Genomic DNA, 15,404 nt, shown 5'->3' on the forward strand with positions numbered 1-15,404 from the left:
TTATTGAGTCGAGACTTCACCGAAAGAAGGCTTCGGTATCGAAATTGGCTCGTACCTCAGCATTGGAGGCGCGAAAGCTGGCTCATGCATCAGTATCGAAAGGGCGTCGGAAACCCAGAGCCCCAGAAATGCGTAGCCTGCAAGAAGCCGACTCCGGCGGCCTTGCCAATGCACAACCAACCAAATGCCAATGATCAGAAATGCTTCAATTATCATGTGGCTAACATCACGCGCACCAGCGGCGCCAGCGCATTGCCGATGTTTCGCGTGTTTTCGGCATCGAGGTGGACGCCGTCGAGCGGGGTGGTTTGCGCCACGCCGCCGGCGTCGAAGAAGCCGCAGCCGGCTTCATCGGCAAGGGCGGCGTAGAGCGGCGCCAAGCGCGCCGAAGCGTCGTCGCCGCCGGCAAACATTTCCTTGAACTCGGCGTTGTCTGTACGGCTGACCAGGGGCGGCGAAACGATCAGGATCTGCGGCGCCGGCCAGTCGAACGGGTAGTCGTGGCCGCGCACGATGTCGATCAGCCGCTCGATGCCCTGCTTGGCCGCGACCGGGTTGCCATGGATCCATGGCTTCATGTCGTTGGCGCCGAGCATGATGACAATCAGGTCGATCGGCGCATGGGTCGTAAGCACGGTTGGCAACAGTTTTGCACCGTTGCGGTCCGCGCCGGCCAGATGATCGTCGAAGGCCGTGGTGCGGCCGTTGAGACCATCGGCAATCACATGCACGCCGGTGCCCAACGCTGCCTGCAGCACGCTCGGCCAGCGGTCCTGCAGCGGATGGCGGCCACCTTCGGCATTGTAGCCCCAGGTCAGCGAGTCGCCGTAGCAAAGAACCGTCTTCATGCGCCCACCTGTGCGTTGATCAACCCACACTTCACCCGCCATGCATGGGTTGTGACCGCCCGTTTCCGAACGACCAGGCGGCCGGCGAATCCGGAAAGAATGAAAGCGAAGAGGCTGGTGAAGACTATCCGCACCGCCCTCTCCCTTCCTAGACCAGCATGCCCATCGGGTTTTCGATCAGGCGCTTGAAGGCGACCAGCAGTTCAGCACCCAGCGCACCGTCGACGGCGCGATGGTCGGTCGACAGCGTCACCGACATCACGGTGGCGATTTTGATCTCGCCGTTCTTGACCACTGCCCGCTCCTCGCCGGCACCGACCGCCAGGATGGTCGCATGCGGCGGGTTGATGACGGCGGCAAAGTCCTTGATGCCGAACATGCCGAGGTTGGACACCGCCGTGGTGCCGCCCTGATACTCTTCCGGCTTCAGCTTGCGGCTGCGGGCACGGCTGGCCAGATCCTTCATCTCGTTGGAGATGGTGGACAGCGTCTTTTCGTCCGCATGCCGAATGATCGGCGTGATCAGCCCGCCCGGGATAGACACCGCAACGCCGACATCGGCATGCTTGTGCTTGACCATGGCGCTTTCGGTCCATGACGCATTGGCATCCGGCACCGCCTTCAGCGCCATGGCCATCGCCTTGATCACCATGTCGTTGACCGACAGCTTGTAGGCAGGCGCCTCACCCTTGTCGGTCTTCTTCACCGGGGCCGCCGCATTGATCTGCGTGCGCAGCGCCAGAAGCGCATCGAGCTCACAGTCGAGCGTCAGGTAGAAATGCGGGATGGTGGTCTTAGCCTCGACCAGACGACGAGCGATGGTCTTGCGCATATTGTCGTGCGGCACGAGGTCGTAGGAGCCTTGTTCGAACAGTTTCAGCACCTGCTCGTCCGACATCGCCTTCACGCTAGGCGCAGCAGCCGGAGCGCCAGTGGGCGCGGCTTTGGCGGCAGGCTTTGCGCCGCCGCCGGCAATCGCGGCGTCGACATCAGCCTTCACCACGCGCCCATGCGGACCGGTGCCGGTCACTGCGGACACGTCGACGCCGGCTTCCTTGGCGATGCGGCGTGCGAGCGGCGAGGCGAAGGTGCGTGCTTCACCCTCCACCTTGTGGGGAGGGTCGGCCGGCCTTCCGGCCGGGGTGGGGGTTGCGGCGGCGGGTTCACCCCCACCCGCGCCTGCGGCGCGACCTCCCCCATCAGAGGGGGAGGTGGGAGCCTCCGACTTCGGCGCTTCCACCTTGGGAGTCTCGGCTTTCGCTGGAGCAGCACCACCATCGCTTTTCGCGGCAGCGCCTGCATCCTCACCTTCTCCGGCAAGCACGGCGATCAGCGCGTTGACCTTGACGCCTTCGGTGCCGGCGGGAACGACGAGCTTGGCCACCGTCCCCTCATCGACGGCCTCGACTTCCATCGTCGCCTTGTCGGTCTCGATCTCGGCGATGACATCGCCCGGCGAAACCTTGTCGCCCTCTTTCACAAGCCACTTGGACAGATTGCCCTCTTCCATCGTGGGCGACAGGGCCGGCATGGTGATGTTGATTGGCATTTTGTCCTCCCGCCCGGTTCAGCGATACGTGACGGCTTTAACCGCCTCGACGACTTCGCCGATGTTCGGCAACGCCAGTTTCTCGAGGTTGGCCGCATAGGGCATCGGCACGTCCTTGCCGGCGATGGTGATGACCGGAGCGTCGAGGAAATCGAAGGCGCGCTGCGACACCTGGTTGGCGATATGGTCGCCGACCGAGCTCTGCGGATAGCCTTCCTCAACCACCACGAGCCGGTTGGTCTTCTTGACCGAGGCGATGATGGTGTCGAGGTCGAGCGGGCGGATGGTCCTGAGGTCGATGATCTCGGCATCGATGCCCATGCCGCGCAGTTCCGCCTCGGCCTTGACCGCATAGGTCATGCCGATGCCGAACGAGACGATGGTGACATCCTTGCCGGTTTTGTGAATGCGCGCCTTGCCGATCGGCAGCACGAAATCATCCAGCTTCGGCACGTCGAAGGACTGGCCGTAGAGGATCTCGTTCTCGAGGAAAATGATCGGGTTCGGATCGCGGATTGCAGCCTTCAGCAAGCCCTTGGCGTCTGCCGCGGTGTAAGGCATCACGACCTTGAGGCCCGGGATGTGACTGTACCAGGCGGCATAGCACTGCGAGTGCTGGGCAGCGACGCGGGCGGCGGCACCGTTCGGTCCACGGAACACGATCGGCGCGCCCATCTGGCCGCCAGACATGTAGAGCGTCTTGGCAGCGGAGTTGATGATCTGGTCGATCGCCTGCATGGCGAAATTGAAGGTCATGAACTCGACGATCGGCTTCAGGCCGGCCATCGCGGCACCGACGCCGACGCCGGCAAAGCCGTGCTCGGTGATCGGCGTGTCGACGACACGGCGCGGCCCGAATTCCTGCAGCAGGCCTTGCGTGATCTTGTAGGCGCCCTGGTATTCGGCAACCTCCTCGCCCATGACGAAGACATCGCCGTCGCGGCGCATTTCCTCGGCCATCGCATCGCGCAACGCTTCGCGCACGGTGGTCGAAACCATCTCGGTGCCGGCCGGAATGTCCGGATCGGCGGCGATTTCCGTCTTCGGAGCAGCAGCCACCGGTGCGGCGGCCGGCTTCGCGGCCTCCGCCTTGTCCTCGGCCGGAGCCTCTGCCTTTGCAGGTGCTTCCGCCTTGGCTGGCGCCGCGGCCTTGCCGATGTCGCCGGCACTTTCGCCATCCTGCAGCAAAACGGCGATCGGCGTGTTGACCTTGACGCCTTCGGTGCCGGCGGCAATCAGGATCTTGCCCAGCGTGCCTTCGTCGACGGCTTCGACTTCCATCGTCGCCTTGTCGGTCTCGATCTCGGCGATGACGTCGCCAGCGACGACCTTATCGCCTTCGTTCTTCAACCACTTGGAAAGATTGCCCTCTTCCATGGTCGGCGAGAGAGCGGGCATGAGAATTTCGATCGGCATGTCCTTGCCCTCCCGTTACAATACGATATCGGTCCAGAGCTCGGACGGATCCGGCTCCGCGTCGTTCTGGGCAAATTCGGCGGCGTCGGCGACGATGTCGCGGACCTCCTTGTCGATGGTCTTCAATTCGTCTTCGGTCGCCCACTTCTTCTCGATCAGCCGCGCCTTGACCTGCTCGATCGGGTCGTGGTCCGAGCGCATCTTCTGCACTTCTTCCTTGGAGCGATATTTCGCCGGGTCGGACATCGAGTGGCCGCGATAGCGATAGGTCTGCATTTCGAGAATGATCGGTCCGTTACCGGCGCGGCACCATTCGGTCGCCTGGTCGCCGGCGGCCTTGACGGCGCGCACGTCCATGCCGTCGACCTGGATGCCGGGAATCTTGAACGAGGCGCCACGATGCGAAAAGTTGGTTTCCGCCGAAGAGCGCGAGACCGAGGTGCCCATGGCATAGCGGTTGTTCTCGATGATGTAGATCACCGGCAGCTTCCACAGCGAGGCCATGTTGAAGCTTTCATAGACCTGGCCCTGGTTGGCGGCGCCGTCGCCGAAATAGGTCAGCGAGACATTGTTGTTGTCGCGGTAGCGATTGGCGAAGGCCAGACCAGTACCAAGAGACACCTGCGCGCCGACGATACCGTGGCCGCCGTAAAAGTGCTTTTCCTTGGAGAACATGTGCATGGAGCCGCCCTTGCCCCGTGACAGGCCGCCACGACGCCCGGTCAACTCGGCCATCACGCCACGCGGCGAAAGCTCCATCGCCAGCATGTGGCCGTGGTCGCGATAGGCGGTGATCATCTGATCGCCGTCGATCAACGCCATCTTCATGCCGGTGACGACCGCTTCCTGGCCGATATAGAGGTGGCAGAAGCCGCCGATGAAACCCATGCCGTAAAGCTGGCCGGCCTTTTCCTCGAAGCGGCGGATGAGCAGCATGTGCCGGTAGGCGGCGAGCTCTTCATCCTTGGTGAATTCGGCAGGCTTGGGTGCGGAAAGCCCCGATTTGCCGTCGGATTTGGATTTGGCAGGCGCTTTTCTGGCGGCGGTGGCCATGCATCACTCCCTGTTGGCGTCTCTTTGTGGACATTAGAGCAAGATGAAATCTGCTCTGGGGAGATCAGCTCCTCCCCACCGATTTCCGGGAGGCTAACACGCGTCAAAGCGTTGCGCCATGCCGAATTTGCATAGCTGGCATGCGCCTAAGCGATTAAAATCATTGAAAATATTGGCGATTAACTGAATATCGGTTATTTCGCTGAGGCCGGCAGCATGATGGTGATCTCGTCAGGCTGGGACAGATTGAGCGCCTTGCGCGCCTGCTCGTCGAGCATGTCCTTCTCCAGCGTGCCTTCATGCATGAGCCGAACGCGGCGTTCCAGCTCCATCCGTCGCGCCTTGATCACGTCGAGCTGGCCTTGCAGCGCAACCGTCTGGGCCTCCAACTGATATTTCGAATTGATGCCGAATTCACCGTGATAGGCATGAAAGCCGAAATAGGCCAGGAACGCCACGCAGAGCGAGGGAATGATCAGCCGGCCGGTGTTTCTCTGCTTGTGCTGACGCGTCCACATCGCCCGATTCCTCTCGGCCGCGAACTCAGGCGGCGCACGATCTTTTTCGCCCGATTGTGCTTAACGGACGGTTACAACCATGGGATTGGCGAGCGGGAAATGCCCGCCAAGTTGCACCCGGCCTTCGATTTTTTCTTCTCAATCCATTGCGATCGCCCAGCTTGCATGCGGGGAAACCAGTTGACGTACTCCTGAAATAATATATGCATATGCTATGCAATTATTAGACGCCAACAAACTCGGCGCACTCGGCGCCATGATTCGCGACAGGACAGAAGCCGCCTTGAGAGAACTTTCACCGAGCGCGGCGGCAGTGTTGTCGATGCTGCACTTCAAACCGGGGTTGACGACGACGGAACTCGCCGACGTCGTCGGTGTCAGTCAACCGACCGCCGTGCGTTTGATCGACGGGCTGGAACGGCAGGCGCTGATAGTGCGTGGCAAGCCGGAGGGTCGCGTCACTCCGCTGACGCTGACCGAGACTGGCCACGCACAGGTCAGGGAAATGCAAGCTCTTCGGCTCGCCGCGCTCGACGGATTGCTGTCCGCGCTGCAACCGGAAAAGCAGCGGCACTTTGTTTCCATGCTGGATGAGATTCTTGCCGGCGCGACTACTTCCCGCGCTTTCGCGAAAACAACGTGTCGCCTCTGCGAGCATGATCTTTGCGGACATGAGGTTTGCCCGATCGGCTGCCGCGCGGCTGAGATCGAGAGAGAGGAGAGCCAGCGATGATCATTTCTTATGCGGGGCATTCGCCTGCGATCGACACCGATGCTTGGGCCGCCCCGGATGCCACAGTATGCGGCGATGTCGTCATTGGCGCCGGCAGCCGGGTCATGCATGGCGCCCGCCTTGTGGCAGAGGCTGGCGGATCGATCCGCATTGGCCGCAACTGTATCGTGTTGGAAAATGCGGTGATCCGGGCCACAGCAAGTCATCCTTGTACTATGGGGAATTATTGCCTTGTGGGTCCCAACAGCCACGTGGTTGGCGCAGAAGTCGGCGATGAGGTTTTTATCGCTACAGGTGCGGCGGTTTTCCATGGTGCGCACATAGGGCGCGGATCAGAAGTCCGCATCAATGGCGTTGTTCACCTGCGTACCCGCCTCGAACCTGGTACGGTCGTACCGATCGGTTGGATTGCCGTTGGCGATCCGGCTCAGATTCTGCCCCCGGACCAGCATGAGGCGATCTGGTCACACCAGAAACCGCTCGATTTCCCAGGCTTCGTCTACGGTGTCGAGCGAAACTTGCCTGACGTAATGCAGAAGGTCACTGCAAACCTCTCGGCGGCGCTAGGCGTCCATCGCACGGAAAGCGCTTGAGCGCTTCCGCCGCAGCAGAAGCGTTCCCGTTCAAGCTCGCTAGTTGGATGTCTGCCCAAAGCTTGCTCACCGGCCAGACCGAGGGTGCGCAGCGATCATAGGAAAGGCGCCTCACATGAGGCCGTGTGACGCGCCTTGGCGGTAGGCGAATGACCCGCCCTACACATTCCCTGGAAATTTGCCCCGGATCAGCCCTTGACCACCGACTTGCCGGCATAGCTTGCCTGCTTGCCGAGTTCTTCCTCGATACGGATCAGCTGGTTGTACTTGGCCATGCGGTCCGAGCGCGACAGCGAGCCGGTCTTGATCTGTCCGCAATTGGTGGCAACGGCGAGATCGGCGATGGTCGAATCCTCGGTTTCGCCCGAGCGGTGCGACATGACGGCGGTGTAGCCGGCCTTGTGCGCGGTCTCGACGGCGTCGAGCGTTTCGGTCAGCGAGCCGATCTGGTTGACCTTGACCAGGATCGAATTGGCAACGCCCATGCGGATGCCGTCGCGCAGCCTTGCGGTGTTGGTGACGAACAGGTCGTCGCCGACCAGCTGGGTCTTCTTGCCGATCAGGTCGGTCAGATACTTCCAGCCTTCCCAGTCGTCTTCGGCAAGGCCGTCCTCGATCGAGATGATCGGATAGTCGGCGGCAAGCTTGGCCAGGTATTTGGCCTGCGCCTTGGGGTCGCGCGTCTTCTTCTCGCCCTCATAGACGTAGTTGCCGTCCTTGAAGAACTCGGTCGCGGCGCAATCGAGGCCGAGCGCAATCTCCTCGCCCGGCTTGAAGCCTGCCTGCTCGATCGATTCCATGACGAAATCGAGCGCCACCGGAGCGCTCTTCAGGTTCGGCGCAAAGCCGCCCTCGTCGCCGACATTGGTGTTGTGGCCGGCGTCCTTCAGTTTCTTGCGCAGCGTGTGGAAGATTTCCGAACCCCAGCGAACACCTTCGCGCAGCGTCGGCGCGCCGATCGGCAAGATCATGAATTCCTGGAAGTCGATCGGGTTGTCGGCATGCGCGCCGCCATTGATGATGTTCATCATCGGCACCGGCAGGAGATGCGCCTTGGTGCCGCCGACATAACGGTAGAGCGGCAGGCCGGCGGCTTCGGCCGCTGCCTTGGCCACCGCCAGCGACACGCCGAGAATGGCGTTGGCGCCGAGCCGGCTCTTGTTGGGCGTGTCGTCAAGCTCGATCATGGTCTGATCGATGTGGATCTGGTTTTCGGCTTCCATGCCGCCGATTGCCTCGAACAGCTCGCCGTTCACCGCTTCGACAGCCTTGAGCACGCCCTTGCCGAGATAGCGGGCGCCGCCGTCGCGCAGTTCGACGGCCTCGTGGGCACCGGTCGAGGCGCCCGACGGCACCGCCGCGCGGCCCATCGAACCGTCTTCGAGAATAACATCGACCTCGACGGTCGGATTTCCACGGCTGTCCAGGATTTCACGCCCGACAATGTCGACGATGGCGGTCATTGCAATGTCCCCGATTGATCTGAAGAATGCCGCACGTCTTAGCCAAAGTGCCGCAAAAGGCAATCGGCCGGCTCGCAATTATTGCCGTGACATCAGACCAGACGATTCACGAAGCGCAAATCGCTGTCATCATTAGTCATGTACGGCAGACCCAGCTTGCGGTTATGATAGGGGTGCGCGGGGCGAAACAGGAGGAGTTTCGCCATGTCCCAGTTGAGCGGTATCGTGAGTTTGTTCCTGATTGCGGCGGCCTTTCTGACATCGTGCGACAATCAGCAGTCGCCGCCCAAGGCTACGGCGCCCCTGTCGGCGCTGCATATCGGCCAATAGGTACCGCATCGAATCCAAAAGGCCCCGTCTCTCGACGGGGCCTTTTGCTTGCAGGGGTCAATGCCAGTAAGGCGCGACTTTGTAATAGTCATAGGACGCGTCGCGCGCCATCTCGCCATCCGCGCCGGTCAGTTCGTTGATCGAATAGGCGGGCGCGGCCTTAAGCTGTTCCTTGGAGAACGGCACGACATAGCCGCCCTTGTCCTCATCATAATCGAGGCTTGCCCACGGAATGGCGTGATATTTTTCGCTGATGCCGAGGAAGCCGCCGAAACCGATCACCGCGAACATGATACCATTCGACGTCTTGTCGAGCATGACGTCCTCGATGCTGCCGATGCTCTTGCCTTCGGCATTATAGACCGAAGTGCCGATGACTCGCGAAGCGGCAATGGCTTGGGTGTGGCCTGTCTGGGTTGTCATGATCTTGCTCCTCATTGTCGTTGAACCATGTTTGACAATGAGGGGCGCGAGCGAAAGTTCCCGACTTTTTCGCCGTCATTCCGCGAGGATGAAGGTGACCTTCATATTGACGCGATAGGCAGCGATCTTGCCGTCCTCGACCACGATCTTCTGGTCCTGGACCCAAGCGCCTTCGACGTTCTTCAGGGTTTTCGATGCGCGCGCAATCCCCTGTTCGATGGCGTCCTGAAAGCTCTTCGTCGACGACGAGGTAATTTCGGTGACGCGGGCAACGGACATGGCTTCCTCCTGCCAAAACGCTCATTTGCAGGGCAAGCGTACAGCCAGCCTATGCCTTCCACAAGCGCCGGCAGTCGGCAGGTGGCGTCTGGCTTAGAGACCCTTGGCGATGCGATCGAATGCCATCAGCCGCTCGAGCAGAGCCGGCATGTCCTTCAACGGCAGCATGTTCGGGCCATCGGAAGAGGTCGAATTGTCCGGGTCCTGGTGGGTTTCGATGAACACGCCGGCGACGCCGACAGCGACAGCGGCGCGGGCCAGCGTCTCGACGAAGCGGCGCTCGCCACCCGAGGAGCCGCCCTGCCCGCCCGGCTGCTGCACCGAATGCGTGGCATCGAAGATCACCGGCGCGCCGATCTCGGCCATGACAGGCAGAGCCCGCATGTCGGACACCAGCGTGTTGTAGCCAAAGGACGCGCCGCGCTCGGTGGTCAGCACATTGGCGTTGCCGGATCCGGTGATCTTGGCGACGACGTTCTTCATGTCCCAGGGGGCGAGGAACTGCCCTTTCTTCACATTGATGACCTTGCCGGTTTTCGCCGCGGCGACCAGCATATCGGTCTGGCGCGACAGGAAAGCCGGAATTTGCAGGACGTCGACATGCGGCGCAACGATCGCACACTGTTCCTCTGTGTGGACATCGGTCAGCACAGGGAGCGAAAATTCCTTGCGCAATTCGTCGAAGACGGGAAGTGCCGCTTCCATGCCGGCGCCGCGCGTTGCCGACAGCGAGGTGCGGTTGGCCTTGTCGTAGCTGGTCTTGTAGACGAGACCTATGCCGAGCTTGCCGGTCAGTTCCTTCAGCGCGCCGGCCATGTCGAAGGCGTGCTGGCGCGATTCAAACTGGCACGGGCCAGCGATCAGGGACAAAGCAGCATGGTTGTCGAAGACGACATTGCCGACGGTTACCGACGAATTGGGCGCCATCGAATTGGACACTTGCGGCTTGCTCATTGGATCTCCCGGAAGATGAAAGCCGCGCCCTGTCCGGGTGCGGGCTGCACGACAATATCATTGCCCGCTATATCGTGTTTGATGGAATTGGCTGCAAGCAGCCGCGAGGTGACATCGGCACTCCGAACCGAAAAGACCACCGCGGCGAAGCGAAGTTTTGTCGGCGCGCCGGCTGGCAGGCCAAAACGTGCGGTGAAAGACGCGGCGTCGAGCACGCTCAAATCTGCATTCGGCAAGTGAAACGTGCCGCCCTGCCCATCGGCGGTTGGATCGTCCACCGCCACGGAAATCAACCGGCGCTGTTCGGCAGGCCTGTCGCTGACCGCCGCCACTTCGACAATTCCGGTGGCGCCGTTGGCGTGGGCCTGCAAGGCCGTGCGGTCCACATCAGGCGCATTGACGCGCTCACAGGCAAACAGGAAGGCGTCCGTGGCCTCGACTCCTGCCGCGAAGGCGAGCTTGAACGATGCGATGTCGCTTTTGCCGGCCGGATCCGTGAAGGCGCGCGAAAAACCCAGCATGTCTCCCGCCGAGATGCCGGCTTCGACATAGCGTGCATGGTCGGCATCCGCATTGCCCGTACCCAGCACCATGGCGGAAAATCCCTCGTCGCCGTGGCTGTCGCGATAGACGCGATCACGCGTGACGAAGACATTGCCGTCCGCGATAACCTTGGTCGCCGCCTGTTTGTCACCGACCGCGAGCGGTTCGAGATAGGTGCCGTCGGCCAGGAAAACACAGCAGTTTTCCGTTCCGAAGGGATGGATGCCGGTCGGGGCAACGACGAAGCCAAGCGAGGTCAGGCGGGCTCGCGCCACATCGAGGCTGCGCGTCGGCAGCACCATGTGATCGAGCGGATGAGTGCCGGCAGCTGTGGATCGGGTCATGCAGGCGCGATGTGCATCATTCCGCAAGCCGGTTCAAGACTTGATCGCGGTCGCGGCCGGTTGGCCCTATCGATCAGCCCCTTGCGACGACATCGGCGGAATAGCGCAGTTCGCGCATTGGTTTGACCTTGCTGGTGGTCTGCGCATAGAGCGGATGCGCCTTGTAGGCGGCCAGCGCGGCGTCATCGGCGAACTCCGCATAGACGACCACATCGACCTCATCCGACAGTGGGTCCACCTTGGTGTTGAGCGTGACCTCGAAAAGGCTGGAATGAGGAATGTCACCGAGCGCCAGCAGCCCGGTGCGCACAGCCTCCACATCCTCCTTGCGCCGCGCGCTGAAGAAAACGATATGCCGGATCAACCCCGCCTCCTCGATCAAAATGCTGGGGTCTTTTGTGACGGCAGACCGGTCGCGTCAATCGACAAGGATGTCGCGGCTGCCAGTTGTGCGGATGGACGCTAGACCTTGCCGGTGACGGATCGCACGACGTGCGAGACCCCCCTCACAGTGGAGTCGAGGTACCGGCCCTGATTGTACATGCCGTCCCAGATCAGGAAAAACGCGATGGCGGCAATGACGACTACATAACGCATGGCTAAATCTATCGCACAAGCCATGCTGCAGCCATAGGCGTTTTTGGCGCGTTCGGCCTTTGCTGTGCAAAAGGCAGATCAACGCCAGCGAGGTGGCACAGCCCCGCTTACAGCCTGCCTCTTGAAGTCCCCCCTCATGACGTGGAAGATTGCGGCAGGGATTCACTGGGAAGTGCTGAAGCTCTGGTCAAGGGGTGAGCGCTTTCGTTCGAGCCCGCCTGCCGCCGAACCGGTCAGCTGCCGGGATCAGCCAATGGCGTTCGGACCTGGCGAATGAACCGCGAGAACCGGGGCTCGGCAATTCGCGCCGACACCGCGGAGGGGTATGGGATGGCGCACAAGGAACATTTTGGCATAGCGTTGAGCGACGCGATCAGGCTCGACGAATTCAATTTCGCCGAGATCGTCAAGGGCCTGCCGGCCAAGGCGCGCATGGTGCTGTCGGCGGCGATGAACCTGCCACGCGGTTCGCTCAAGGTCAGGCTGCCGGACGGCCGCGCCGTCCTCGTCGGCGGCAGGGGACCCGGTCCGGACGCCGAACTGGTGCTCAAGAACTGGCGCTTGCCCGGCCGCGCCTTTTCCGGCGGCACGATCGGCGTTGCCGAATCCTACATGGACGGCGATTGGGATAGCCCTGACGTGACCAGTTTCCTGGAGCTGTTCGTGGTCAATTCGGTTATTGGCGAGCGTATCGCGGGCGGCGCCAGCTGGCTGATCAACACCGTCCAGCGCATCCGTCACTGGTTCAACGAGAACACACGCACCGGCTCGAAGCGCAACATCTCGGCGCATTACGACCTCGGCAATGCCTTCTACAAGGAATGGCTCGATCCGAGCATGACCTATTCCTCGGCGCTCTACACGACCGGTGCCAACGACCTGGAAAGCGCCCAGGCCGCCAAATATCGCGCGCTCGCCAAGGATACAGGGATCGGCTCGAAGGACCATGTGCTGGAAATTGGTTGCGGCTGGGGCGGCTTCGCCGAATTCGCGGCGCGCGAGATCGGCTGCCGTGTCACCGGGCTGACGATTAGCCGCGAGCAGCACGATTTCGCCAAGGCACGCATCGCCAAGGCCGGGCTTGCCGACAAGGTCGACATCAAGCTGCAGGATTATCGCGACGAAACCGGCACCTATGACCGCATCGCCTCGATCGAGATGTTCGAGGCGGTCGGCGAGAAATACTGGCCGGTGTTTTTCGGCAAGATGAAGACCTGCCTGAGACCCGGCGGCACCGCGGGCCTGCAGATCATCACCATCAACGAAGCCGCCTACGACACGTACCGCGCAAGGCCGGATTTCATACAGCGCTACGTCTTCCCCGGCGGCATGCTGCCGACGCCATCGATCCTGAAAGCGCTCGGCAAGGATCACGGCCTTGCCCATCTGCGCGAGCGCGTATTTCCCGATGACTACGCGCGTACGCTCGCCGAATGGCGCCAGCGGTTCCGGGCGTCATGGGAGAAGATCGTCCCACTCGGTTTCGACGACCGTTTCAAGAAGCTGTGGGAGTTCTACCTGCACTATTGCGAAGCCGGATTCCGCGCCAGCTACATCGACGTGCGCCAGGTGGTCTACAAGGCGTAGGCCGACACTGCGGTGACAGTGTGGACTCAAGCCCGCGCGGCGCGCTGCTTGTTTCCTGAGATTCATTGCAAAGTCGGCTCAGCAATATCTTGAATAACAGCGCTCAAAGCAGGATGCGGTATTTCGCGAAGCCTGCCTCGCCCTCGCCCGCCGGCTCGATCTTCAGCGAAGTCACCTGCGCAATGAAATCCTTGGCCCTGGCGCCGGTTTCGAACACAACGCTGGTTCCCGGCAGCGGCGCGAACGACCAGTTGCCGTCGGCCGACGAGTTGATCGTGCCCTCGCTGACGATGTAGCGGACGATGACGTCGCGATTGGTGTCCGGCGCCTCGTAGATGATCTTCGAGGCGTTGATGTCAGGGAAGTTGCCGCCGCCGCCGGCCCGATAATTGTTGGTCGCGACGACGAATTTCTTTTTGGGATCAATCGGTTTTCCATCGAAACTCAAGTCGACGATACGACTGGCGTCGGCGTTCGCCAGCCCGCCCTTGGCGTCGTATTTCGGCGGCTGCGACAGATCGATCCTGTAGCTGACGCCGTCGATGACGTCGAAATTGTAGGATGGGAAGTCGGTGTTGATGAGCGCCTGGTCGGCCTTCCCCGGCTCGATCCGGTTGAAGATGCCGGCCGACATTTCCAGCCATTCCTTGACCTGCGCTCCGGTGATTTCAACCGCCCGCACGGTGTTGGGATAGAGATAGAGGTCGGCGACGTTCTTGATGGCGATGTCGCCCGCCGGCACGTCGGTATAGTAGTCTGGGCCATTGCGTCCGCCGGCCTTGAACGGAGCGGCCGCCGACAAAAGCGGCACATCCTTCCATTGCGTGTTCTTCAGAATATCCCGGAGATACCAGGTCTGCGCCTGACTGACGACCTGCACCGACGGATCATCGGCGACCAGCGCGAAATAGGAATAGAGCGGCGCGGAGGTCTTGCCGACGGGCCGGCGCACATAGGCCAGTGTCGCCTGGTGGTCCTGTTCGAGGGCCGCGATGATGCGCTTGTCATCCGGGACGGTCGGCTTGTTCTTGTTGTCGACGCGTTCGAAGATCGGCCGCGCCTCGGAGGTGGCGGAAACGACCTTCCATTTCGACCCGTCGCGCTCCAGCATCAGGTCGATCAGCCCCATATGCGAGCCCCAGAAGCCGCCCATGACGGCGGGTTTGCCCTGCAGCATCCCCTTTTGCGTGTCGACACCTTCGAGCGACTGGAAATCCTTCTTGCCGGGAAACACCAGATGCTGGTGACCGGTGAACACCGCATCGATGCCGTCGACACCGGCGACGAAGAACGAGGCGTTCTCCATCATCTCGCCCTGCTTCACGTCGATGCCGGAATGCGAGAGCGCAATGACGATGTCGGCGCCCTCCTCCTTCATCTGCGGCACCCAGGCCTTGGCCGCCTCGACGATGTCGCGCGTCTTGACGCTGCCTTCGAGGTTCTTGAGATCCCAGACCATGATCTGCGGCGGCACGAAGCCAATGATGCCGATCCTGATCGGCTGCTCGGCGCCCGATCCGTCCTTGATCTTCTTGTCGAGGATCACGTACGGCTTGAGATAGAGCTTATCGTCGCGCGGGTTCGCGGCAAGCTCGGTGCCACGGATAAGATTGGCGCAGACAAACGGGAAATTAGCACCGGCCAGCACCTTGTCCAGGAACGACAGGCCGTAGTTGAACTCGTGGTTGCCCAGCGTCGAGCATTCGTAGCCGAGCAGGTTCATGCCTTTCATGATCGGATGCAGGTCGCCGTCCTTCAGCCCCTTCTCATAGGCGATGTAGTCACCCATCGGATTGCCCTGCAGCAGGTCGCCATTGTCGATCAGCATCGAATTGATGGCCTCCTTGCGCACGGCATCGACGAGGGAGGCCGTGCGCGACAAGCCCATCGTGTCGTTCGCTTTGTCGGCGTAGTAATCGTAGGGCAGCACGTTCACATGGATGTCGGTCGTTTCCATGATCCGAAGATGCGCCTGGTTAGCTTGAGCCCGGGCTGAGAACGGATGCAGCATGATCAGCGCCCCTGTGGCGGCGGCACCCGCAAGGAGATCACGACGGGAGACGGGACGGAGCAGTTGCGGCATGTTTTCTCCTTCGACGATCTGACAAGCCCTGCCCCGAAGCGAACTTCGCGCTGAATTCAACCTGAGTCCATTCAATAAGTTGCGCGCATCA

General features: G+C 61.5%; 18 protein-coding genes. 5 read left to right on the top strand and 13 right to left on the bottom strand.

What is annotated here, in order from left to right; translation table 11 throughout:
* Positions 1-212: 212 nt before the first annotated feature.
* From ACSQ3L_RS20135 to ACSQ3L_RS20155, 5 genes are all read right to left on the bottom strand, one after another.
* Positions 213-848 carry an SGNH/GDSL hydrolase family protein gene (locus ACSQ3L_RS20135; protein ID WP_436161535.1) on the bottom strand — a complete coding sequence of 212 codons (636 nt, stop codon included), beginning with the start codon at positions 846-848 and terminating at the stop codon, positions 213-215.
* A gap of 148 nt (positions 849-996) precedes the next feature.
* Positions 997-2,397, bottom strand: coding sequence for a pyruvate dehydrogenase complex dihydrolipoamide acetyltransferase (locus ACSQ3L_RS20140; RefSeq protein WP_436161536.1), 1,401 nt, complete (start codon positions 2,395-2,397; stop codon positions 997-999).
* Between the two features lie 18 nt (positions 2,398-2,415).
* On the bottom strand, positions 2,416-3,813 hold the full coding sequence (locus tag ACSQ3L_RS20145) for a pyruvate dehydrogenase complex E1 component subunit beta (protein WP_436161537.1): 1,398 nt from the start codon (positions 3,811-3,813) through the stop codon (positions 2,416-2,418).
* Between the two features lie 15 nt (positions 3,814-3,828).
* On the bottom strand, positions 3,829-4,866 hold the full coding sequence (gene pdhA, locus ACSQ3L_RS20150; protein WP_436161538.1) for a pyruvate dehydrogenase (acetyl-transferring) E1 component subunit alpha: 1,038 nt from the start codon (positions 4,864-4,866) through the stop codon (positions 3,829-3,831).
* Positions 4,867-5,060: 194 nt separating this feature from the next.
* The gene (locus ACSQ3L_RS20155; protein ID WP_436161539.1) at positions 5,061-5,384 is read right to left on the bottom strand and encodes an FtsB family cell division protein; all 324 of its coding nucleotides are present in this window, start codon (positions 5,382-5,384) and stop codon (positions 5,061-5,063) included.
* Positions 5,385-5,598: 214 nt separating this feature from the next.
* On the opposite strand from ACSQ3L_RS20155, the gene ACSQ3L_RS20160 reads away from it, so the two are divergent.
* Together ACSQ3L_RS20160 and ACSQ3L_RS20165 are read left to right on the top strand one after the other, a co-directional pair.
* Entirely contained in the window at positions 5,599-6,117 is a 519-nt protein-coding gene (locus tag ACSQ3L_RS20160) for a MarR family winged helix-turn-helix transcriptional regulator (RefSeq protein ID WP_436161540.1), read from the top strand.
* Complete coding sequence (locus ACSQ3L_RS20165; RefSeq protein WP_436161541.1) at positions 6,114-6,710, top strand: gamma carbonic anhydrase family protein; 597 nt, start codon at positions 6,114-6,116, stop codon at positions 6,708-6,710. Before ACSQ3L_RS20160 ends, ACSQ3L_RS20165 begins: the two co-directional genes overlap by 4 nt.
* 188 nt (positions 6,711-6,898) lie before the next feature.
* On the opposite strand, the gene eno is transcribed toward ACSQ3L_RS20165, so the two are convergent.
* Positions 6,899-8,173: a phosphopyruvate hydratase gene (eno, locus tag ACSQ3L_RS20170; RefSeq protein ID WP_436161542.1), complete on the bottom strand. Its 1,275-nt coding sequence runs from the start codon at positions 8,171-8,173 to the stop codon at positions 6,899-6,901.
* Between the two features lie 204 nt (positions 8,174-8,377).
* Between eno and ACSQ3L_RS20175 the strand changes: the two genes are divergently transcribed.
* Positions 8,378-8,503: a hypothetical protein gene (locus ACSQ3L_RS20175; RefSeq protein ID WP_292190321.1), complete on the top strand. Its 126-nt coding sequence runs from the start codon at positions 8,378-8,380 to the stop codon at positions 8,501-8,503.
* Between the two features lie 57 nt (positions 8,504-8,560).
* Here ACSQ3L_RS20175 and ACSQ3L_RS20180 read toward each other — a convergent pair whose 3' ends face one another.
* From ACSQ3L_RS20180 to ACSQ3L_RS20205, 6 genes are all read right to left on the bottom strand, one after another.
* A complete protein-coding gene (locus ACSQ3L_RS20180; protein ID WP_436161543.1) occupies positions 8,561-8,926 on the bottom strand; it encodes a PRC-barrel domain-containing protein in 366 nt (121 codons plus the stop codon).
* Positions 8,927-9,001: 75 nt separating this feature from the next.
* Complete coding sequence (locus ACSQ3L_RS20185) at positions 9,002-9,205, bottom strand: dodecin family protein (protein ID WP_436161544.1); 204 nt, start codon at positions 9,203-9,205, stop codon at positions 9,002-9,004.
* Between the two features lie 93 nt (positions 9,206-9,298).
* Positions 9,299-10,159 carry a 3-deoxy-8-phosphooctulonate synthase gene (gene kdsA / locus ACSQ3L_RS20190; protein WP_436161545.1) on the bottom strand — a complete coding sequence of 287 codons (861 nt, stop codon included), beginning with the start codon at positions 10,157-10,159 and terminating at the stop codon, positions 9,299-9,301.
* Positions 10,156-11,046: a VOC family protein gene (locus tag ACSQ3L_RS20195; protein WP_436161546.1), complete on the bottom strand. Its 891-nt coding sequence runs from the start codon at positions 11,044-11,046 to the stop codon at positions 10,156-10,158. The genes kdsA and ACSQ3L_RS20195 overlap by 4 nt, the downstream gene beginning before the upstream one ends.
* A gap of 73 nt (positions 11,047-11,119) precedes the next feature.
* On the bottom strand, positions 11,120-11,410 hold the full coding sequence (locus ACSQ3L_RS20200) for a Dabb family protein (RefSeq protein ID WP_436161547.1): 291 nt from the start codon (positions 11,408-11,410) through the stop codon (positions 11,120-11,122).
* Between the two features lie 98 nt (positions 11,411-11,508).
* The gene (locus tag ACSQ3L_RS20205) at positions 11,509-11,643 is read right to left on the bottom strand and encodes a hypothetical protein (RefSeq protein ID WP_292190335.1); all 135 of its coding nucleotides are present in this window, start codon (positions 11,641-11,643) and stop codon (positions 11,509-11,511) included.
* A gap of 136 nt (positions 11,644-11,779) precedes the next feature.
* Here ACSQ3L_RS20205 and ACSQ3L_RS20210 point away from each other — a divergent pair, with 136 nt between their 5' ends.
* Together ACSQ3L_RS20210 and ACSQ3L_RS20215 are read left to right on the top strand one after the other, a co-directional pair.
* Positions 11,780-11,920, top strand: coding sequence for a hypothetical protein (locus tag ACSQ3L_RS20210; RefSeq protein WP_436161548.1), 141 nt, complete (start codon positions 11,780-11,782; stop codon positions 11,918-11,920).
* A 53-nt stretch (positions 11,921-11,973) separates the two neighbouring features.
* The gene (locus ACSQ3L_RS20215; protein ID WP_436161549.1) at positions 11,974-13,230 is read left to right on the top strand and encodes a class I SAM-dependent methyltransferase; all 1,257 of its coding nucleotides are present in this window, start codon (positions 11,974-11,976) and stop codon (positions 13,228-13,230) included.
* A gap of 103 nt (positions 13,231-13,333) precedes the next feature.
* Here ACSQ3L_RS20215 and ACSQ3L_RS20220 read toward each other — a convergent pair whose 3' ends face one another.
* Positions 13,334-15,313: a bifunctional 2',3'-cyclic-nucleotide 2'-phosphodiesterase/3'-nucleotidase gene (locus ACSQ3L_RS20220; protein WP_436161550.1), complete on the bottom strand. Its 1,980-nt coding sequence runs from the start codon at positions 15,311-15,313 to the stop codon at positions 13,334-13,336.
* Between the last annotated feature and the right edge of the window lie 91 nt (positions 15,314-15,404).

The organism is Mesorhizobium sp. LjRoot246, assembly GCF_964254115.1.
In the GTDB taxonomy this organism is placed as follows: Bacteria; Pseudomonadota; Alphaproteobacteria; order Rhizobiales; family Rhizobiaceae; genus Mesorhizobium.